Origin of the sequence: Micromonospora sp. C28ISP2-4 (assembly GCF_030519385.1) — a bacterium.
GTDB lineage: Bacteria > Actinomycetota > Actinomycetes > Mycobacteriales > Micromonosporaceae > Micromonospora > Micromonospora tulbaghiae.
Map to the genome: position 1 here is coordinate 548,418 of NZ_JAUMKG010000003.1, position 20,052 is coordinate 568,469.

Annotated in this window: 22 protein-coding genes and 1 riboswitch; of the genes, 20 read left to right on the top strand and 2 right to left on the bottom strand. The window is 73.7% G+C overall.

What is annotated here, in order from left to right; genetic code table 11:
• The first annotated feature begins 57 nt into the window (after positions 1 to 57).
• The 5 genes from Q3W68_RS15835 (at position 58) to Q3W68_RS15855 (ending at position 6,499) form a co-directional block, all read left to right on the top strand.
• The gene (locus tag Q3W68_RS15835; protein ID WP_302906137.1) at positions 58 to 1,320 is read left to right on the top strand and encodes a cytochrome P450; all 1,263 of its coding nucleotides are present in this window, start codon (positions 58 to 60) and stop codon (positions 1,318 to 1,320) included.
• A gap of 42 nt (positions 1,321 to 1,362) precedes the next feature.
• Entirely contained in the window at positions 1,363 to 1,923 is a 561-nt protein-coding gene (gene def, locus Q3W68_RS15840) for a peptide deformylase (protein ID WP_043324943.1), read from the top strand.
• A gap of 5 nt (positions 1,924 to 1,928) precedes the next feature.
• The gene (gene fmt / locus Q3W68_RS15845) at positions 1,929 to 2,855 is read left to right on the top strand and encodes a methionyl-tRNA formyltransferase (RefSeq protein WP_120573849.1); all 927 of its coding nucleotides are present in this window, start codon (positions 1,929 to 1,931) and stop codon (positions 2,853 to 2,855) included.
• Entirely contained in the window at positions 2,852 to 4,516 is a 1,665-nt protein-coding gene (locus Q3W68_RS15850; protein WP_302906138.1) for an RsmB/NOP family class I SAM-dependent RNA methyltransferase, read from the top strand. Before fmt ends, Q3W68_RS15850 begins: the two co-directional genes overlap by 4 nt.
• 234 nt (positions 4,517 to 4,750) lie before the next feature.
• A complete protein-coding gene (locus tag Q3W68_RS15855; RefSeq protein ID WP_302906139.1) occupies positions 4,751 to 6,499 on the top strand; it encodes a M28 family peptidase in 1,749 nt (582 codons plus the stop codon).
• A gap of 43 nt (positions 6,500 to 6,542) precedes the next feature.
• Here the strand turns inward: Q3W68_RS15855 and Q3W68_RS15860 are convergent, their stop codons facing one another.
• Both Q3W68_RS15860 and Q3W68_RS15865 read right to left on the bottom strand, forming a co-directional pair.
• The gene (locus Q3W68_RS15860) at positions 6,543 to 7,433 is read right to left on the bottom strand and encodes a septum formation family protein (protein WP_302906140.1); all 891 of its coding nucleotides are present in this window, start codon (positions 7,431 to 7,433) and stop codon (positions 6,543 to 6,545) included.
• 77 nt (positions 7,434 to 7,510) lie between these two features.
• Positions 7,511 to 8,398, bottom strand: a complete 888-nt coding sequence (locus Q3W68_RS15865; RefSeq protein ID WP_302906141.1) for a septum formation family protein — start codon at positions 8,396 to 8,398, stop codon at positions 7,511 to 7,513.
• 260 nt (positions 8,399 to 8,658) lie between these two features.
• Between Q3W68_RS15865 and rpe the strand changes: the two genes are divergently transcribed.
• The 15 genes from rpe (at position 8,659) to Q3W68_RS15940 (ending at position 20,004) form a co-directional block, all read left to right on the top strand.
• Complete coding sequence (rpe, locus tag Q3W68_RS15870; protein WP_030502483.1) at positions 8,659 to 9,339, top strand: ribulose-phosphate 3-epimerase; 681 nt, start codon at positions 8,659 to 8,661, stop codon at positions 9,337 to 9,339.
• A gap of 1 nt (position 9,340) precedes the next feature.
• Positions 9,341 to 10,297, top strand: coding sequence for a response regulator (locus Q3W68_RS15875; protein ID WP_302906142.1), 957 nt, complete (start codon positions 9,341 to 9,343; stop codon positions 10,295 to 10,297).
• Between the two features lie 74 nt (positions 10,298 to 10,371).
• A riboswitch (FMN riboswitch) is annotated at positions 10,372 to 10,544 on the top strand.
• 167 nt (positions 10,545 to 10,711) lie between these two features.
• Positions 10,712 to 11,773: a bifunctional diaminohydroxyphosphoribosylaminopyrimidine deaminase/5-amino-6-(5-phosphoribosylamino)uracil reductase RibD gene (ribD, locus tag Q3W68_RS15880; RefSeq protein ID WP_302906143.1), complete on the top strand. Its 1,062-nt coding sequence runs from the start codon at positions 10,712 to 10,714 to the stop codon at positions 11,771 to 11,773.
• A gap of 1 nt (position 11,774) precedes the next feature.
• Entirely contained in the window at positions 11,775 to 12,386 is a 612-nt protein-coding gene (locus tag Q3W68_RS15885) for a riboflavin synthase (protein WP_302906144.1), read from the top strand.
• Positions 12,386 to 13,081 carry a nicotinamide riboside transporter PnuC gene (gene pnuC / locus Q3W68_RS15890; RefSeq protein WP_302906145.1) on the top strand — a complete coding sequence of 232 codons (696 nt, stop codon included), beginning with the start codon at positions 12,386 to 12,388 and terminating at the stop codon, positions 13,079 to 13,081. The genes Q3W68_RS15885 and pnuC overlap by 1 nt, the downstream gene beginning before the upstream one ends.
• Positions 13,078 to 14,343, top strand: a complete 1,266-nt coding sequence (locus Q3W68_RS15895) for a bifunctional 3,4-dihydroxy-2-butanone-4-phosphate synthase/GTP cyclohydrolase II (RefSeq protein ID WP_120573848.1) — start codon at positions 13,078 to 13,080, stop codon at positions 14,341 to 14,343. Before pnuC ends, Q3W68_RS15895 begins: the two co-directional genes overlap by 4 nt.
• A 4-nt stretch (positions 14,344 to 14,347) precedes the next feature.
• Positions 14,348 to 14,845: a 6,7-dimethyl-8-ribityllumazine synthase gene (gene ribH / locus Q3W68_RS15900; protein WP_302906146.1), complete on the top strand. Its 498-nt coding sequence runs from the start codon at positions 14,348 to 14,350 to the stop codon at positions 14,843 to 14,845.
• A gap of 26 nt (positions 14,846 to 14,871) precedes the next feature.
• Positions 14,872 to 15,153 carry a phosphoribosyl-ATP diphosphatase gene (locus tag Q3W68_RS15905; RefSeq protein WP_198039659.1) on the top strand — a complete coding sequence of 94 codons (282 nt, stop codon included), beginning with the start codon at positions 14,872 to 14,874 and terminating at the stop codon, positions 15,151 to 15,153.
• 44 nt (positions 15,154 to 15,197) lie between these two features.
• Positions 15,198 to 16,043, top strand: a complete 846-nt coding sequence (gene hisG / locus Q3W68_RS15910; protein ID WP_302906147.1) for an ATP phosphoribosyltransferase — start codon at positions 15,198 to 15,200, stop codon at positions 16,041 to 16,043.
• Positions 16,040 to 17,002, top strand: a complete 963-nt coding sequence (locus Q3W68_RS15915) for a DMT family transporter (RefSeq protein ID WP_302906148.1) — start codon at positions 16,040 to 16,042, stop codon at positions 17,000 to 17,002. The genes hisG and Q3W68_RS15915 overlap by 4 nt, the downstream gene beginning before the upstream one ends.
• Complete coding sequence (locus Q3W68_RS15920; RefSeq protein WP_302906149.1) at positions 16,999 to 17,472, top strand: PH domain-containing protein; 474 nt, start codon at positions 16,999 to 17,001, stop codon at positions 17,470 to 17,472. The genes Q3W68_RS15915 and Q3W68_RS15920 overlap by 4 nt, the downstream gene beginning before the upstream one ends.
• 325 nt (positions 17,473 to 17,797) lie before the next feature.
• A complete protein-coding gene (infC, locus tag Q3W68_RS15925; RefSeq protein WP_302906150.1) occupies positions 17,798 to 18,448 on the top strand; it encodes a translation initiation factor IF-3 in 651 nt (216 codons plus the stop codon).
• A 19-nt stretch (positions 18,449 to 18,467) separates the two neighbouring features.
• Complete coding sequence (rpmI, locus tag Q3W68_RS15930; protein WP_007075851.1) at positions 18,468 to 18,662, top strand: 50S ribosomal protein L35; 195 nt, start codon at positions 18,468 to 18,470, stop codon at positions 18,660 to 18,662.
• Between the two features lie 32 nt (positions 18,663 to 18,694).
• Complete coding sequence (gene rplT / locus Q3W68_RS15935) at positions 18,695 to 19,087, top strand: 50S ribosomal protein L20 (RefSeq protein WP_013285541.1); 393 nt, start codon at positions 18,695 to 18,697, stop codon at positions 19,085 to 19,087.
• A gap of 32 nt (positions 19,088 to 19,119) precedes the next feature.
• Positions 19,120 to 20,004, top strand: coding sequence for an RNA methyltransferase (locus Q3W68_RS15940; protein ID WP_302906151.1), 885 nt, complete (start codon positions 19,120 to 19,122; stop codon positions 20,002 to 20,004).
• Positions 20,005 to 20,052 lie beyond the last annotated feature (48 nt).

Below are 20,052 nucleotides of genomic sequence, written 5' to 3' on the forward strand. Positions count from 1 at the left end.
CCCGATCCGGCGCGCCGGAGCATGATGAAGGCCTCCGATGCCTGGGGAGGCGGAATCGTGGATCCGACCGACGCGCTCGCGCTGCTGATGTCCCCCGAGGGTCGTCTCGACCCCTATCCGACGTACGAGCGGCTGCGCGCGCACGGCCCGGTGGTCCAGGCCGGGCCGGTCTTCTACGTGGTGACCGGCTACGCGGAGGCCGACGCGATCCTGCGCGACGCCCGGTTCGGTGTGATGGACGACGCGTTGCGCGACCAGTTCATGCCCGGCTGGCGGGAGAGCCCGGCGGTGCTGTCGATCTCCCGGTCGATGCTGCGCACCAACCCGCCCGACCACAGCCGGATGCGGCGGCTGGCCGCGGGCGCCTTCACCCCGCGCCGGATCGCCGCCATGCGCGACGTGGTGCAGGCGCAGGCCGACGAACTCGTCGACGCGATGCTCGCCGCCGACGGGCCGGTCGACTTCATGGCCGCGTTCGCGTACCCCCTGCCGGTCGGCGTGATCTGCGCGCTGCTCGGCGTGCCGGCGGCGGACCGGCCGCTGTTCCGGCGCTGGGCCACCGACCTGACCGGCGTGCTCGAACCGGAGATCACCGCCGACGAGCTGGCGGTGGCCGACCGGGGCGCGGCCGAGCTGCGGAGCTACTTCACCGAGCTGGTGGCGGCCCGCCGCCGGGCCCCGGCCGACGACCTCACCACCGCGCTCGTCCAGGCCCACGACGGCGGCGACCGGCTCTCCGGCGACGAACTGCTGGCCAACCTGATCGTGCTGCTGGTGGCCGGTTTCGAGACCACCACCAACCTGCTCGGCAACGGCCTGGTGGCGCTGCTGGAGCATCCGCGCGCCGCGGCGGCGCTGCGCGAGCGGCCCGACCTCGCGCCCGCCTACGTCGACGAGCTGCTGCGCTACGACTCGCCCGTGCAGCTCACCTCGCGGATGAGCACCGCGCCGTCCCGGCACGGCGACGTCGACCTGCCGCCGGAGAGCTGGGTGATCGTGATGCTCGGCGCGGCCAACCGCGATCCGCGCCGCTATCCGGAGCCGGCCCGCTTCGACCCGTGGCGGGCGCAGGTCCATCCGCTGTCCTTCGGCGCCGGGCCGCACTACTGCCTCGGCGCGGCGCTGGCCCGGCTGGAGGCGCAGGTGGCGTTCCCGCTGCTGCTGCGCCGGCTGCCCGGGCTGGCAGTGGCGGGGCGGCCCGAGCGGCGGGCCCGGCTCACCCTGCGTGGCCACGCCACGCTGCCGGTGAGCGTGGGGCGCGAAGCGTCCCCGGTCACCGTTCCCGGTACGCCACCCGGGGCGGCCGGGCCGACTCCGTAGACTGGACGGGCATCGTTCGACCCAGACAAGGAGCCACGCCGAGTGACCGTCCAGCCCATCCGTCTGTTCGGCGATCCGGTGCTGCGCACGCCGGCCGACCCGGTCGTCGACTTCGACGCCGAGCTGCGCAAGCTGATCGCCGACCTGACCGACACGATGCGCGAGCAGAGCGGCGCCGGCCTGGCCGCGCCGCAGCTCGGGGTGGGCCTGCGGGTGTTCACCTTCGACGTCGACGACGTCCTCGGTCACCTGGTCAACCCGGTGCTGGAGTTCCCCGACGAGGAGGAACAGGACGGCCCGGAGGGCTGCCTGTCCATCCCCGGGCTCTACTTCGACACCAAGCGTCGGCAGAACGTGATCGCCAAGGGCTTCAACGGCTACGGCGACCCGTTGCAGATCGTCGGCACCGGCCTGATGGCCCGCTGCGTGCAGCACGAGACCGACCACCTCGACGGCGTCCTCTTCGTCGACCGGCTCGACCCGGCCGGTCGCAAGGAGGCCATGAAGGCGATCCGCCAGGCCGAGTGGTACGACCAGGCCGCGCCGCCCACCGTCAAGCTCAGCCCGCACGCCGCCGGCAACCCGTTCGGCCTGGGGCGGTGACCCGGATGCGCCTGGTCTTCGCCGGCACGCCGGCTGTCGCCGTACCGGCCCTGGACGCGATCGCCGCCTCCGGGCACGAGCTGCTCGCCGTGGTCACCCGCCCCGACGCCCCGGCCGGGCGGGGGCGGGGACTGGTCCGCTCGCCGGTCGGCGCGTGGGCCGACGCGCACGGCGTCGAGGTGCTCACCCCGGCCCGCCCGCGCGAGCCGGAGTTCCTCGACCGGCTGCGCGAGCTGGCGCCGGACTGCGTACCGGTGGTCGCCTACGGCGCGCTGGTGCCGCCGGTGGCGCTGGAGATCCCCCGGCACGGCTGGATCAACCTGCACTTCTCGCTGCTGCCCGCCTGGCGCGGCGCCGCACCGGTGCAGCACGCCGTGCTGCACGGCGACGAGCTGACCGGGGCCAGCGTCTTCGAGCTGGAGGAGGGGCTGGACACCGGCCCGGTCTACGGCACCGTCACCGACGAGATCCGTCCCGCCGACACCTCCGGTGACCTGCTGGAGCGGCTCGCGCACTCCGGTGCCGGGCTGCTGGTCGCGGTGCTCGACGCGATCGGCGCCGGCACCGCCCGGGCCGTCCCGCAGCCCGCCGACGGGGTTTCGCTCGCCCCGAAGCTGACGGTGGAGGACGCCCGGGTCCGCTGGGGCGACCCCGCGTTCGCGGTGGACCGGCGCATCCGCGCCTGCACGCCCGCGCCCGGCCCGTGGACCACGTTCCGCGACGACCGGGTCAAGCTCGGCCCGGTGACGCCGCTGGCCGACGGCCCGGAGCTGAAGCCGGGGGAGCTGCACGTGGAGAAGTCCGGCGTGCTCGTCGGCACCGCCACCACGCCGGTGCGCCTCGGCGAGGTGCGCGCCGCCGGCAAGAAGGCCATGCCCGCCGGCGACTGGGCGCGCGGCGCCCGGGTCACCGCCGGCGAGGTGTTCGCGTGACGGGGCCGCAGCGCCCGGACCGGCCCGTCGAGGGCGAGCGTGCCCGGGGGTACGCGCGCGAGCACGGCGACCGGCCCGGTGGCGAGCGTCGGGGCGGCGACCGTTTCGGCGACCGTGAGCGCGGCGACCGGCAGCGTGCCGACCGGCCCGCCGCGGACCGGCGTGCCGGCGACCGGTTCGGCGGTGACCGTGAGCGCGGTGACCGTGAGCGCGGTGACCGTGAGCGCGGTGACCGTGAGCGCGGTGACCGGCGAGGCGGGGACCGGTTCGGTGGGGACCGGCGGGGCGGGCGTCCGGCCCGTCCGGCCGTCGACCTGCCCCGGCAGATCGCGTACGAGGCGATCGCGGCGGTGCACCGCGACGACGCGTACGCCAACCTGGTGCTCCCGGCGATGCTGCGCGAGGCCGGGCTGACCGGCCGGGACGCCGCGTTCGCCACCGAGCTGACCTACGGCACGCTGCGGCACACCGGCACACTCGACGCGATCGTCACCGACGCGGCCGGGCGGGACGTGCAGCGCATCGACCCGCCGGTGCGCGACGCGCTGCGGCTCGGGGCGTACCAGATCCTGCACACCCGGGTGCCCGCGCACGCCGCTGTGTCGTCCACCGTGGACCTGGTCCGGTCGGTGGGGCCGGGCGCCACCGGGTTCGCCAACGCGGTGCTGCGGGAGATCACCAGCCGGGACGCCGACGCCTGGGTGGCGAAGATCGCCCCGGCCGAGGAGACCGACCCGATCGGGCACCTCGCGCTCGCGTACAGCCATCCGCAGTGGATCGTGCGGTCGTTCGCCGAGGCGCTCGGCGGCGACATGGGGGAGACGACCCGGCTGCTCATCGAGGACAACGAGCGCCCGCCGGTGCACCTGTGCGCCAGGCCCGGTCTGGCGGATCCGGTGGCGCTCGCCGACGAGGTGGGCGGCGCGCCCGGCGCGTTCTCGCCGTACGCGGTCTACCTGCCCGGCGGCGCGCCGGGTGACCTGCCGGCGGTGGCCGACGGCCGCGCGCACGTGCAGGACGAGGGTTCCCAGCTGGTGGCGGACGCGCTGGCGGCCGCACCGCTGGACGGGCCGGACGGCCGGTGGCTGGACCTGTGCGCCGGCCCGGGCGGCAAGTCCGGCCTGCTCGGCGCGCTCGCCGCGATCCGTGGTGCCCGGCTGACAGCGGTCGAGGTGGCCGAGCACCGGGCGCGGCTGGTCGAACAGGCCACCCGTGGGTTGCCGGTGACGGTGCTGAACACCGACGGGCGCAGCGTGGGCAGCGACCCGAAGCTGCCGGAGGAGCACTTCGACCGGGTGCTCGTGGACGCGCCGTGCACCGGGTTGGGCGCGCTGCGCCGCCGCCCGGAGTCGCGGTGGCGCCGCCAGCCGTCGGATCTGCCGCCGCTGACCCGGTTGCAGCGGGAACTGCTCACCGCGGCGTTGCGGGCGGTCCGGCCGGGTGGCCTGGTCGCGTACGTGACGTGCTCGCCGCACGTGGTGGAGACGCACGTGACGGTGACCGAGGCGGCCCGGCGGTGCGGTTTCGGCGTCGACTTCGTCGACGCGCGGCCGCTGCTGCCGGCCGGCATGCCGGGGCTGGGTGACGGTCCCACGGTGCAACTCTGGCCGCACCGCCACGGCACCGACGCCATGTTCCTGGCGGTCCTGCGCCGGGTCTGACCCACTCTCTCCGCAGTCGATCAAGGAGTTCGCGTCCCGGGGCCGCCGTGCCCGGACACGAACTCCTTGATCGTCATGCGCCGAAATGGGGAGGGATGGAGCGTGTGCGGCATCCCGGTGGGGGGAGGGGGTCGGTGGGATGTGACAGCCCGTTGACTGTGCGATCGATACATGTAACTGTTCCGATCACCGGTCCCGGCACCCCCGCCCGCCGAACCCCCACGAGGAGTCTCCATGAGACGCAGAACGCCGACCACGAGCCTCGCGCTCGCCCTCGTCGCCACCCTGACGACGGCGAGCCTGGCCGGCACCGCCTCCGCCGCGCCCGCTCCGGCCCCCGCCCCCGCCCCGGCCGTCGCCGCGCTCGCCGCGCCGGACGTCTCCCTGAGCAACATCCAGGCCCACCTCACCCAGTTCAACTCCATCGCCACCAGCAACGGCGGCAACCGGCGCTCCGGCTCGGCCGGCTACACGGCGTCGGTCAACTACGTCAAGGGCAAGCTCCAGGCCGCCGGCTACACGGTCACCGAGCAGAACTGCTCCACCTGCACCTACCCGGGCAACAACCTGATCGCCGAGTGGCCGCAGGGCCCCTCCGACCAGGTCGTCATGTTCGGCGCGCACCTGGACGGCGTCGCCGCCGGCCCCGGCATCAACGACAACGCCTCCGGCTCGTCGGTGCTGCTGGAGAACGCGCTGGTGCTGGCCGCGCAGAACCCGACCATGACCAAGCGCGTCCGGTTCGCCTGGTGGAACGGCGAGGAGCAGGGCCTCCAGGGCTCCAAGCACTACGTCAACCAGCTCAGCTCCACCCAGCGCGGCTACATCAAGGGCTACTACAACTTCGACATGGTGGGCTCGCCCAACGGCGGCTACTTCATCAACCGGATCACCTCGGCCACCGCCGCGCCGCTGAAGGCGTACTGGGACTCGTTCGGCATCTCGCCGGAGGAGAACACCGAGGGGCAGGGCCGCTCGGACGACTACTCGTTCGCCAACGCCGGCATCCAGACCTCCGGCTACGCGGCCGGCGCCAGCTACACCAAGAGCTCGGCGCAGGCCAGCAAGTGGGGCGGCACCGCGGGCGCGGCGTACGACGGGTGCTACCACCGCTCCTGCGACAACACCAGCAACATCAACACGACCATCCTCAACCGGGCCGCGGACGGCGTCGCGTACGCGATCTGGCAGCTCGCGGTCGGCGGCGGCACCCCGTCCAACGACTTCTCCGTCTCGGTGAGCCCCACGGCCGGCAGCGTCGCCCGGGGCGGCTCCACCACCGCCACCGTCAGCACCGCCACCACCGCCGGCAGCGCGCAGACCGTGGCGCTGTCCGCCAGCGGCGCCCCGAGCGGCGTCTCGGTGAGCTTCAGCCCGTCGTCGGTCACCTCGGGCGGCTCGGCCACCATGACGGTCACCGCCTCGTCGACGGCCACCACCGGCACGTTCACGCTCACCGTGACCGGCACCGGCTCGGCCACCCGCACCGCCAGCTACACGATCACCGTGACCGGCGGCAGCGGCGGCTGCACCGGCGGCCAGCTCATCGGCAACAGCAGCTTCGAGTCCGGCACCACGCCGTGGACGGCCAGCTCCGGCGTCATCACCAACGACTCCCGGCAGGCGGCCCGCACCGGGTCGTACAAGGCGTGGATGAACGGGTACGGCTCCTCGCGGACCGAGACGCTGTCCCAGTCGGTCACGCTGCCGGCCGGGTGCAGCAGCTACACGTTCTCGTTCTGGCTGCACATCGACACGGCCGAGACGACCAGCTCGACCGCGTACGACAAGCTCACCGTGCAGGTCGGTTCGACCACGCTGGCCACGTACTCGAACCTGAACAAGGCCACCGGCTACACCCAGCGCACCTTCAACCTGGCCTCGTACGCCGGCCAGACGGTCACGCTGAAGTGGACCGGGGTCGAGGACTCCTCGTTGCAGACCAGCTTCGTCGTGGACGACGTGACGCTGCAGGTCGGCTGAGCGGTCCCGGGCGGGGTGGGCGCCGGCCCGCCCCGCCCGGGTCTCAGGTGATCGGCAGCGCCTTCGCGCCCGCGCCCTTGACCGACCGGGTCAGCGAACGCTCGGACACCCACAGGAAGCACTGCACGCCCCGGTCGCCGTCACGCCACTGCTCCTCGAACGGGTGGTAGATGATGGTGCCGGCCCGGTACTGCATGTTGCCGTCGTTCGGCAGCTTCGCGTACCTGGCGATCAGGCCGCGGCACGCCTTGTGCGTGCGCAGCGGCGTGCGCTCGAACTCGGCGTAGCTGATGTCCGGCGCCTGGTAGACGCCGACGAACTCGGCGTGGTGCCGCGAGGTGCAGGCCACCGGCCGCATCGACTGCACCTCGTCCTTGCTCAGCTTCGGGTTGAAGCAGCCGAGCGCCAGCTTCGAGCCGGGCTTCAACGCGCCCCGCAGGCTGCCGGTGCGCTGGGCCACGGCGCCCTCGTCCAGATCGGTGATCTCGGCGACGTCGCAGCGGTACCAGCGGGCCCCGCCGGACCACGCGAGCGCCGAGGGGAAGACCACCGCCAGGCGCAGCCGCCCGCCGCGCCAGTCCGCGCCGACGGCCCGGGTGACCTGCCGGGCGCAGTCGGCGTGCGCGGCGCGCATCCCGGCCGAGCCGGTACGCGGCGGCGCGGAACGCTCCGCCTCCGCGCCGGTCATCGTGCCCACGTGCAGCGTCTCGGTGCGGTGCGGGGTCGCGCAGTCGACCGGCTGGTAGCCGCTGAGGTAGCCGACGTCGGCGACTGTGGGGTGGCAGGCGCCGGACTTCGGCACGAAACCGACAGGCGCGGCGAACGCGGGCCAGTCGTCGATCAGGTCGCGGTCCACTCGGGCGGGCGCGGCACAGCCGCCGAGCGCCAGCGCCAGCGCCGCGCCCACGGTGACTGCCGTCCGCCATCGCCGCATCCCGACCGACCTCCCCCGCGCATCCGGCGCCGCCCGGCCGACCGGTACGCCTCGGCGGTGCAGCATACGGCAGCCGCTCAGGTGACCGGGAGTCCCTCGGGCCCGGCGCCGCGCACCGAGCGGTTCAGCTTGCGGTCGTCACTCCACAGGAAACAGCGCACGCCCCGGTCGCCCTCCTCCCACTCCCGCTGCGACGGCGGATAGAAGATGGACCCGGCCCGGTACGGCAGCTCGGCGTTGTCCGGCACCTCGGCGAACGCGGCGATGAGCGTCATGCAGCGCCGGTGCGTGGCGGGCGCGCCCCGGGTGAACTCCGCCCAGCTCATGTCGCGTTCCTCGTACACGCCGACGAACTCGGCCCGGTGCGGTTCGGTGCACAGCACCGGGGCCATGTAGTTGAGGTTCTGGCCGATCAGCTTCGGGTCGAAGCACCTGTGTACCAGCGGGTTGTCGCCGACGAGCGCGCCCCGCAGGCTGCCGACCCGGTTGACCGGGCGGGTGTTGTCGATGCTGTCGGTCTCGGCCAGGTCGCAGCGGAACCAGCGGGCGCCGGACGTCCAGGCGGTGACGGTGGGCAGCGCGATGTTCAGGGTCAGCCGGGCGGCGTGCCAGTCCCCGCCGATCATCTCGCGGGCCCGCTGGTCGCACTCGGCGCGGGCGGTCCGCAGCGCCGGTGAGCCCGGTTCCGGGCGTACGCCCTGCGCCGCCGGCCCGCTGAACCGGCCGACGTGCACGGTCTCGGCCAGGTGGCTGCCCGCGCAGTTCACCGTCTCGTACGTGGCGGCGGCCACCACAGTGTTCAGGCGGGGCAGGCACGCCTCGGTCGCCGGGACGAACAACTGCGGCACCGGCAGCGCCCCCCAGTCGTCGATCAGGTCGCCGTCGGCCCGGTGCGCCTGCACGCATCCCGCGAGCACCACAGTCGCGGCGCCGGCCAGCGCGAGCACGTGGAGCCACCGTCGCATCGTCCGCCCCTTCCGGGAGAGATGACAGCCGGTCGCCACAGGCCCGACGGCGTCCCCCGCGCCCGGGCGTGCAGCATACGTGACCGTCCCTGTAGGAGTTTCGTCATCTTTCAATCGATCGGCTAGTCACCGGCGACTATTCGTGCCGATTTTCTTTCCGGACGGCCGGACGGTGCACAACGGGTGAATGGGGCATCACCACCTGTCACTCCGGGAGGCGTGCCGCGACCTCCGGATCACCGCGTTCGTACACTGGCCCGGTGACCGTACCGCCGCCGATCGTCGCGCCGAGCATCCTGGCCGCCGATTTCGCCCGCCTCGCCGACGAGGTCCGTGCCGTGGAGTCCGCCGCCGACTGGCTGCACGTCGACGTCATGGACAACCACTTCGTGCCCAACCTGACCATCGGGTTGCCGGTGGTGCAGAGCCTGCGCGCCGTCACCGGGATCCCGTTCGACGTGCACCTGATGATCACCGACCCGCGGCGCTGGGCGCCCGGGTACGCCGACGCCGGGGCGTACAACGTCACGTTCCACGCCGAGGCGTGCGACGACCCGGTGGCGCTGGCGAAGGACCTGCGCTCGGCCGGGGCGAAGGCGGGGCTGGCGATCGACCGGGACACCCCGATCGAGCCGTACCTGGAACTGCTGCCGAGCTTCGACACGCTGCTGATCATGACGATCAAGGCCGGCTTCGGCGGCCAGCGTTTCCTGCCGCAGCTGCTGGACAAGGTGCGCGCGGCCCGCCGGCACGTCGACAGCGGGCACCTGGAGCTGCGCATCGAGGTCGACGGCGGCATCGCCGCGGACACCATCGAGCAGGCCGCCGCGGCCGGCGCCGACGCGTTCGTCGCGGGCACCGCCGTCTACGGCGCCGACGATCCCGCGGAGGCGGTACGCCGCCTGCGGGGCCTGGCGGAACGCGCGATGACCGGGGCCTGAGATGGACCCGGCCGGCGAGCGACCCGACGTGATCCTCGTCGTCGACGACGACGAGGACATCGCCCGCTTCGTCGAGTTCAACCTGCGCCTGCACGGCTTCGAGGTGCTGCACGCCGCCGACGGCCAGGAGGCGCTGGAGATCATCGAGCGGCAGCGGCCCGACCTCGCGGTGGTCGACCTGATGATGCCGCGCATCGACGGGCTGGAACTGACCCGGCGGCTGCGCGCCGACCCGATGACATCGGCCCTGCCGGTGATCATGCTCACCGCCAAGGGGATGACCCAGGACAAGGTCAATGGGCTCAGCGTCGGCGCGGACGACTACCTGGTCAAGCCGTTCGACACGCTGGAACTGGTGGCCCGGGTCAACTCCACGTTGCGGCGCAACAAGGAGTTCCGGGAGGTCTCGCCGCTGACCGGGCTGCCCGGCAACAGCCGGATCCGGCGGGAGATCAGTGACCGGGTACGCAACGGCGTCGACTACGCCGTCGGCTACATCGACATCGACCGGTTCAAGAGCGTCAACGACCGGTACGGCTTCGTGCGCGGCGACGAGTTCATCTCGGCACTGGCCCGAAGCCTGCACCGGGCGGTGGTGTCGATCGGGCTGCCGCCGGCGTTCCTCGGCCACGTCGGCGGCGACGACTTCGTCATCGTCTGCACCCCCGGTCAGGTCCGGCCGCTGACCAGCCGGGCCGTCGTCGACTTCGAGAAGGCCGCGGACGCGCTCTACGACCCGACCGACCGGGAACGCGGCTTCGTCGAGCTGAAGGACCGGCGCGGCAACATCCGCCGCGCCGCGCTCGTCACGCTCTCCATCGGCGTGTCGCTGTCCGATTCCGGCAAGCGGTTCACCGACCCGCTGGAGGCGATCGCGGTGGCCTCGGAGATGAAGACGGTGGCCAAGAGCCAGCCCGGCTCGTACGTGGCGGTGGACCGCCGGCGCGGCGTCACCTGAGGCGGTCCTGTGAGGTAGCTCGCCTCTGTGGCGCGCGCCCGGGCGGAACGTGTAAGACTTCCCGTATACCCACCACGCGCTGGCGGGGCTCGGTGAAATTCCGAACCGGCGGTGATCCACGGTCCGACCGTGGTAAGCCCGCGACCCGGACGGCTTCGGCCGGACGGTGGACCTGGTGAGAATCCGGGGCCGACGGTTGGGGTGCGGCTCGTCCGCCCCCAGAAAGTCCGGATGGGAGACAGCGCGCGGAACGGGGGAGGCCCCTGCCGGCCGCTGAGCACCCTCAGCCGCCGCGTGGGCTCCCCGGGGTCGGCGTCGCCGTCCCCGGGATCTCCGCCGCCGCGTGTCCGCGGCTTTCGTGCCGCCGCTCCCGAACCGCCCGCGCGTGACCGGCGAGCGGGAGGACAGGCGGCCATGGCGAGCGTCTCCGTCGACGAGGCGATGCGTCGTGCCATCGAACTGGCCGCGCGCGGCCTCGGCGCCACGAGCCCCAACCCGGTGGTCGGCTGCGTACTGCTCGACACCGACGGCGAGGTAGTCGGCGAGGGCTTCCACGCGTACGCCGGCGGCCCGCACGCGGAGATCGTCGCGCTGGCACAGGCCGGCACGCGCGCCCGCGGCGGCACCGCCGTGGTCACCCTGGAGCCCTGCGACCACACCGGCCGCACCGGCCCGTGCAGCCACGCGCTCATCGCCGCCGGGGTGTCCCGCGTGGTGATCGCGGTGCCCGACCCCAACCCGGTCGCCTCGGGCGGCGCGGCCACGCTGCGCGCCGCCGGGGTCCAGGTCGCTCTCGGGGTACGCGCGCAGGAGGCCGAGGCCGGCAACGTGGCCTGGCTCACCTCGATGCGCCGCGGCTGGCCGTACGTGATCTGGAAGTACGCGGCCACGCTCGACGGGCGTTCCGCAGCGGCGGACGGCACCAGCATGTGGATCACCTCGGAGGCGGCCCGGATCGACGTGCACGCGCTGCGCGGCACCGTCGACGCGGTGCTCGCCGGGGTGGGTACCGTGCTCACCGACGACCCCCGGCTGACCGCCCGCAACCTGCGCGACGGCACGCTGGCCATCCGGCAGCCGCTGCGGGTGGTGGTGGACAGCTCGGGGCGTACCCCGGCCGACGCCCGGGTCCGCGACGGCGCCGCCCGCACGTGGGTCGCCACCGCCGCGGAGGTCGGCGCGGGCCCGGACGGCCGGGTCGACCTGCCCGCGCTGCTCGCGGAGCTGCACCACCGCGGCGTGCGGGCCGCGCTGCTGGAGGGCGGGCCGACGCTGGCCGGCGCGTTCCTCGCCGCCGGCCTGGTCGACAAGATCGTCGGGTACGTCGCGCCGAAGCTGCTCGGCGCCGGCCCGACCGCGCTGCTCGGCGCCGGCGTGAGCACCATCGCCGACGCCATCGAACTGGAGATCACCGACGTTACGCGGGTCGGTCCCGACCTGCGGATCACCGCGCTGCCCCGGAAGAGGGAGGGCTGACATGTTCACCGGCATCGTCGAGGAACTGGGCGAGATCGTCCGGAGCACCGAGACCGGCGACGACTCCGCGCTGGTCGCCATCCGCGGCCCGCTCGTCACCTCGGACGCCCGGCACGGCGACTCGATCGCGGTCAACGGCGTATGTCTGACGGTGGTCGACGTCGACGGCGGCGTGTTCACCGCCGACGTGATGGGCGAGACGCTGCGCCGCACCGCGCTCGGCGCGCTGCGCCCCGGCGACCCGGTCAACCTGGAACGGGCCGCCGCGCTCAACAGCCGCCTCGGCGGGCACCTGGTGCAGGGCCACGTCGACGGCGTCGGCGAGATCGTCGCCCGGGAGCCCGCGGCGCAGTGGGAGACGGTGCGGTTCCGGCTGCCGGACGGGCTGGCCCGGTACGTGGTGGAGAAGGGCTCGATCACCGTCGACGGCGTGTCGCTGACCGTGGCGGAGGTCGGCGACGACTGGTTCTCCGTCGGGCTGATCCCGACCACGCTGAAGCTCACCGTGCTCGGCACGAAGCGGATCGGCGACCCGGTCAACCTGGAGGTGGACGTGCTGGCCAAGTACGTCGAGCGGCTGCTCGGCGACCGGAGCGCGGGGGGTGCGCGGTGATGGGCCCGCTCGGCTGGCTGCTCGACGCCCAGGTGCACGTGGCCGGCTCGCCGGTGCTGGGCCGGGAGATCGTCGGCAACGTCTTCGGGCTCGCCTCGGCGCTGCTCGGGCTGCGCCGGGTGGTCTGGGCCTGGCCGGTCGGCATGATCGGCAACGCGCTGCTGCTCACCGTGTTCCTCGGCGGCGTGTTCGTCACCCCGCAGGCGCACGACCTCTACGGCCAGGCCGGCCGGCAGGTCTTCTTCTTCGCCGTCAGCGTGTACGGCTGGTGGCGCTGGTCGCGCAACCGGCGCGCCGGTGCCGGGGACGAGCCGGCCGTGGTGCCGCGCTGGGCCACCTGGCGCGAGCGGCTCGGCCTGCTCGTCGCAGCCGCCGTCGGCACCGCCGCCGCGTACCCGGCGCTCGCCGCGCTCGGGTCGTGGGGGCCGCTGCCTGATGCCTGGATCCTGGTCGGCAGCCTGCTCGCCACGTACGGCATGGCCCGCGGCTGGGTGGAGTTCTGGCTGATCTGGATCGCCGTCGACGCGGTGGGCGTTCCGTTGCTGCTGCGCGGCGGCTTCTACCCGTCGGCCGCCATGTACCTGGTCTACGGCGCGTTCTGCGCGGCCGGCCTGTACAGCTGGTGGCGCACCTCCCGGGCCGTCGCGACCGCGCCCGCCCCGATCCCGGCGACGTACTCGGAGGCCGTGGCATGAGCACGTTCGGTTCGATCGAGCAGGCGGTGGCGGACATCGCCGCCGGGCGCCCGGTGGTAGTGGTCGACGACGAGGACCGCGAGAACGAGGGCGACCTGATCTTCGCGGCCGAGCTGGCCACGCCGGAGCTGGTCGCGTTCATGGTCCGCTACACCTCCGGCTACATCTGCGTGCCGCTGACCGAGGACGAGTGCGACCGGCTGGACCTGCCGCCGATGCACCACACCAACCAGGACCGGCGCGGCACCGCGTACACGGTGACAGTGGACGCCCGGGAGGGTGTCAGCACCGGCATCTCGGCCGCCGACCGGTCGCACACCATCCGGCTGCTCGCCGACGCCGCGACCGGCCCGACCGACCTGGCCCGGCCCGGTCACGTGGTGCCGCTGCGCGCCCGCGCCGGCGGGGTGCTGCGCCGCCCCGGGCACACCGAGGCGGCGGTGGACCTGACCCGGCTGGCCGGACTGCGCCCGGCCGGGGTGCTCTGCGAGCTGGTCAACGACGACGGCACCATGATGCGCCTGCCGGACCTGGAGAAGTTCTGCGCCGAGCACGGCCTGACCCTGGTCACCATCGCGGACCTGATCGCCTACCGGCGGCGTACCGAGAAGCAGGTCGAGCTGGCCGCCGAGGCGCGGATGCCCACCCCGTACGGCGTGTTCCGGGCACTCGGCTACCGCGCCGAGCACGACCCGGCCGAGCACGTCGCGCTGGTCATGGGCGACCTCGGCGACGGGCGGGACGTGCTGGTGCGGGTGCACTCCGAGTGCCTCACCGGCGACGTGTTCGGCTCGCTGCGCTGCGACTGCGGGCCGCAGTTGCAGGCCGCGCTGGCCCGGGTCGCCGCGGAGGGACGCGGCGTTGTCCTCTACGTGCGCGGGCACGAGGGCCGGGGCATCGGCCTGCTGCACAAGCTGCAGGCGTACCAGCTCCAGGACCAGGGCCGCGACACCGTGGACGCGAACCTCGACCTGGGGCTGCCGGCCGACGCCCGCGACTACGGCACCGGCGCGCAGATCCTCTACGACCTCGGCGTCCGGACGATGCGGCTGCTGACGAACAACCCGGCCAAGCGGGCCGGCCTGGAGGGGTACGGCCTCACCGTGACCGGCCGGGAGGGGCTGCCCGTGCGGTCCAACCCGGAGAACGTGCGCTACCTGCGCACCAAGCGGGACCGGATGGGTCACCTGCTGGACGGACTGGACGAGGTGACCGAGGCGCCGATGGGCCGCCCGGTCGCCGGTGACGAGATCGGAGCGTAGGGCGATGGCGGGTTTCGGTGAGCCGGGCGTGACCGCGGTGGACGCCGCCGGGATGACGGTCGGCGTGGTAGCCGCCCGGTGGCACGGCGACCTGACCGACCACATGACCGAGCGGGCGGTGGCCGCCGCGCAGGCGTGCGGGGCGCGGGCCGTGGTGGCCCGGGTGGCCGGCTCGGTGGAGCTGCCGGTGGTGGCCCAGGCGATGGCCCGCCGCTTCGACGTGGTCGTCGCGCTCGGCGTGGTGGTCCGCGGCGCGACCGCGCACTTCGACTACGTCTGCAAGGCGGTCACGGAGGGGCTGACCCGGGTGGCGCTGGACGAGGGCAAGCCGGTGGCGCACGGGGTCCTCACCGTCGACACGATCGAGCAGGCCCGCGACCGGGCCGGGCTGCCCGGTTCGGCCGAGGACAAGGGCTGGTCGGCGACGGTTGCCGCGCTGGACGCCGCGCTGGCCGTCCGCGCCCTCGACGCCCAGTCCGCCCACCGGGTCGGCTTCGCCTGACCCACCCGGCCCGTCACCAGGAGCGGCTGGAAGAATCGCCTTCCGTGAAGACGTTCGAGGAGTTGTTCGCCGAGCTGCAGGCCAAGGCCGCCGCCGGCACCCCGGGCTCGGGCACGGTCGAGGCGCTCGCCAAGGGCGTGCACTTCATCGGCAAGAAGGTCGTCGAGGAGGCGGCCGAGTCGTGGATGGCCGCCGAGCACGAGGGCCCGGAGCGGGCCGCCGAGGAGATCTCCCAGCTGCTCTACCAGGCGCAGGTGCTGATGCTCGCCACCGGCCTGGAACTGAAGGACGTCTACCGACATCTGTGAGTGCCCTCCCCGCTGATCATCCGATCGAACGAAGGAGCACTCCCATGCTGCGTGTCGCAGTACCCAACAAGGGCGCCCTGGCCGAGTCGGCCGCCGGGATGCTGCGCGAGGCGGGCTACCGCCAGCGCACCGACCCGAAGGACCTGGTCTGCCGGGACGAGGTCAACGACATCGAGTTCTTCTACCTGCGCCCCAAGGACATCGCCACCTACGTCGGCTCCGGTGACCTGGACGTCGGCATCACCGGCCGCGACCTGCTGATCGACTCCGGCGCGCCGGCCGAGGAGATCGTCGACCTCAACTTCGGGCGGGCCACGTTCCGGTTCGCCGCCCGGCCCGACGACGTCGCCTCCGTCCAGCAGCTCGGCGGGCACCGCATCGCCACCGCGTACCCCGGTCTGGTCGAGCGGCACCTGGCCGAGCTGGGTGTCAAGGCCGACGTGATCCGGCTGGACGGCGCGGTGGAGAACGCCATCCGCCTCGGCGTGGCCGACGTGGTCGCCGACGTGGTGGAGACCGGCGCGACGCTGCGCCAGGCCGGCCTGGTGGTCTTCGGCGAGCCGCTGCTGCGCTCCTCGGCGGTCCTGGTCCGCCGCGCCGGCGCGCCCGGAGGCGCCCAGCAGGAGCAGCTGCAGCGCCGGCTGCACGGCGTCCTGGTGGCCCGGCGCTACGTGATGCTCGCCTACGACGTGCCGGCCGGCCTGCTCGACCGGGCCAGCTCGCTGACCCCCGGCATCGAGTCGCCCACCGTCTCGCCGCTGCACCGGGAGGGCTGGGTCGCGGTGCAGGCCATGGTGCTCCGCGACGACGTCCACCGGATCATGGACGAGCTGTACGAGCTGGGCGCCCGCGCGATCCTGGTCACCAACATCCACGCCTGCCGGCTGTGAGACCGCTGCCGCTCCCGGCCGCGTTGGCCGTTGTCGTCCTGGGCGGCGTGGCCTCGGCCGCCCAGGGCGTGGTCAACGCCGAGATGGGGGAGCGGACCGGCGCCCCGGTCCTCGGCGCGGTGGTCAACAACCTCGGCGGCTGCCTGCTGGTGCTGGCCGGGATCGTGGCGCTGCCGTCGATGCGCGCCGGGCTGGCCGCGCTGCGCCGCTCCGGGCTGCCCTGGTGGACGTACCTCGGCGGGGTGGGCGGCGCGGTGATCGTGCTGGTCGCGCCGGTGGTGGTGCCGGTGCTCGGGGTGGCGGTGTTCACTATCGCCCAGGTGGCCGGCGGCAGCCTCGGCGGCCTCGCGGTGGACCGGGCCGGGCTGGCCGCCACCGGGCGGATGCCGCTCACGGTGCCCCGGGTCGGCGGGGCCGTGCTCGGCGTCGGCGCTGTCGCCCTCGCCCAGCTCGGCCGTCCGATCGGTGACCTGGCGGTCGGGCTGGTGCTGCTCTGCGTCCTGGGCGGGCTGGCGGTCGCCGGGCAGTCCGCGCTCAACGGCCGGGTCGCCGCCTCGGTCGGCCCGGCCGCCGGCCTCGCCGTCAACTTCGCCGTGAGCACCGTGGTGATCGGCGCGGTCGCCGCGCTCACCGGAGCGCTCGCGAGCCAGCCCCGCTGGCCCACCCAGTGGTGGCTCTACGTCGGTGGCCTGCTCGGCGTCGGCATCGTGCTCTCACTGCTGGTCGGGGTACGCGCCGCCGGGGTGCTGCGGACCGGTCTGGCGCTGGTGGCCGGGCAGCTCGGCGGTGCGCTGCTGCTGGACCTGGTGCTGCCCGGCGGCCCCGGTGTCCGGCTGCCGGTGCTGGCCGGCGCCCTGCTCACGCTGCTCGCCGTGGTGGTCACCGGGCTGCGCCGGCGCGGCCCGGACCGTGTGGCGGCCGAAGGCGCGCGCGAACCGGATGGCAGACTGGTCGGGTGAGCGATTCCGTGGTGACCGTGCGACCCCGCCGCGTCCGGGTCGTCTGCTGGGCCTCGGCCGTCACGCTGATCGTGGTGTTCAGCCTCGTCGCGACGTCGCTGACCGGCGACACCGGCAACGGCTACGGCACGTTCCAGCGCGGCGACCAGTTCGCCATGATCGGCCTGGGCGTCTTCGGCGCGCTCGGCTTCCTGCTGTTCACCCGCCCCCGCGTGGTCGCCGACGCCAGGGGCGTACGGGTGCGCAACGTGTTCAGCTCGTACGAGCTGCCGTGGGAGGTCGTCCGCGGTGTCCGGTTCGACAGGGGCGCACCGTGGGCCAGCCTGGAGCTGCACGACGACGACCTGCTGCCGATGGTCGCGCTGCAGGCCGCCGACAAGGAGAGCGCCGTCGAGGGGGTCCGCGCGCTGCGCCGCCTGCACCAGGCGCACCTGGCGGCGCTGTCCGCCGGCCAGTCGGCACCCCGCTGACCAGCGAGCCCGGTTTGGGCGGGCCTGGGCCGAGGGTGTAGTGTTGCGGAGTCGACCAGACTGCCCCCGTCCCTGACGCGCGGGCGGTCGAGAAGCGGAGCGCCCGCTCCCACCCGAGTCGCCGCCACGGTGGCCGGGTCCGGTCCCCGGTTTCGGGCACGTCCCGACGCCGGATGCGCGATCCTGTGATCGTGCCGACCGGTCGAGTGGGCCCTGGCATACGCCGGGGCCTTCTGCTTTCCGGGTCGGCTCCCACCCGGGGGCCCACGGAGTCGGCACCGTAGAAGACTCGACTCGAGGAGGCCCCATCAGCGTCGAACCACGCGTGAACGAGCAGATCCGGGCACGTGAGGTCCGACTGGTCGGTCCTGAGGGTGAACAGGTGGGCATCGTCCCGCTGGAGCGCGCCCTGCAGCTGGCCGCGGACGTCGACCTGGACCTGGTCGAGGTTGCGCCGATGGCGCGCCCGCCGGTGTGCAAGCTCATGGACTTCGGCAAGTTCAAGTACGAGAGCGCACTGAAGGCGCGCGAAGCGCGGCGTAACCAGCAGCAGACCGTCATCAAGGAGATGAAGCTCCGGCCGAAGATCGATCCGCACGACTACGAGACCAAGAAGGGTCACGTGGTGCGGTTCCTCAAGGCCGGCGACAAGGTCAAGGTGACGATCATGTTCCGCGGCCGGGAGCAGAGCCGCCCGGAGCTGGGTTACCGGCTCCTGCGCCGGCTCGAGTCCGAGATCACGGAACTGGGATACGTCGAGGCCGCGCCGAAGCAGGACGGCCGAAACATGATCATGGTTCTCGCTCCGCACCGGGCCGTCAAGGCCTCCGCGGTCGCCGCCACGGCGTCCCGCGGTGGACCGCGCGACCGGACCGCGGAGGATTCGGGCGCCCCGGCGACCGACGAGACCCCGGCGGCCGGCGAGACCGCAGCAGCCGGTGAGACCGGCGTGACCGCTGAGACCAGCGGCCAGTAACAGGGGAGAAGACGTTCCAATGCCGAAGATGAAGAGCCACACGGGTATGGGCAAGCGGGTCAAGGTGACCGGCAAGGGCAAGATCGTTGCCCAGCAGGCCGGCCTTCGCCACAACCTGGAGAAGAAGCCCAGCACCCAGACCCGTCGGCTGACCGGCACCGTCGAGCTGGCCAAGGCCGACACCAAGCGCATCAAGAAGCTGCTCGGCCGCTGACGCGCGCCACCTGAACCGAAGAAGGAGTTGAGATGGCACGCGTCAAGCGGGCTGTGAACGCCCAGAAGAAGCGTCGTACCCTGCTGGAGACCGCGAGCGGCTACCGCGGTCAGCGCTCCCGGCTGTACCGCAAGGCCAAGGAGCAGGTGCTGCACTCGATGCAGTACTCCTACCGGGACCGTCGCGACCGCAAGGGCGACTTCCGGCAGCTCTGGATCCAGCGGATCAACGCCGGCGCCCGGGCCAACGGCCTGACCTACAACCGGCTGATCCAGGGCCTGCGCCTGGCCGGCATCGAGGTCGACCGGAAGATCCTGGCCGACATGGCCGTCAACGACGCCGCCGCGTTCGCGGCGATCGTCGAGCTGGCCCGCGCCGCCGTGGCGGCCGAGGGCACCGGTGGCGCCGCGGCTCAGGCCGCCTGACCCACCCCGTACGGCAGATCGAGGCGTCTCCCATGCAGTCACAGTCGCAGGGGAGGCGCCTCGACGCCGTTCCCGGACCGTTCACCCCGCGTACCCCGAGGGTCGTGGCGGCCCGCCGGTTGCAGCGCCGCCGCGACCGCGACCAGGCCGGCCGGTTCCTGGCCGAGGGGCCGCAGGCGGTCCGGGAGGCGCTCGCCCGCGCCGGCACCGTGGTCGAGCTGTTCGGCACCCCGGCGGCGCTCGACAGGTACGCCGACCTCGCGGCCGCCGCGGCCCGGGCCGACGTGCCGGTCTCCGAGGTGACCGACGACGCGCTCGCGGCGCTGGCCGAGACCGTCGCGCCGCAGGGCCTGGTGGCGGTGTGCCGGCACCTCGACGTACCCCTGGAGCAGGCGCTGGCGCGCGGACCGCGACTGGTAGCGGTGCTCGCCGGGATCCGCGACCCGGGCAACGCCGGCACCGTGCTGCGCACCGCCGACGCGGCGGGCGCGGGCGCCGTGGTCTTCGCGGGCGAGGCGGTCGACCCCTACAACGGCAAGTGCGTGCGGGCCTCCGCCGGCAGCCTCTTCCACGTCGACGTGGTGCGCGCCGCCGACCCGCTCGCGGCCGTCGAGGCGCTGCGGGCCGCCGGCCTGGAGATCCTCGCCACCACCGGGTACGGCGACAGCGACCTGGACGACCTCGCCGACGCGGGCCGGCTGGCCACACCTACCGCGTGGCTGTTCGGCTCGGAGGCGCACGGCCTGCCCGAGGAGCTGACCGGCGCGGCCGACGCCCGGGTCCGGGTGCCGCTGCACGGGCGCGCGGAGAGCCTGAACCTGGCTGCGGCGGCTGCCGTCTGCCTGTATTCTTCCGCCAGAGCACAGCGTGCCCCCAGGGCCACGCACGACACAGCAGGGGAGTCCGCCTCGTCATGAACGCGCCACGGCGTTCGTTTAGCCAGCCCGCCGGTGTCGGCGGGCGGC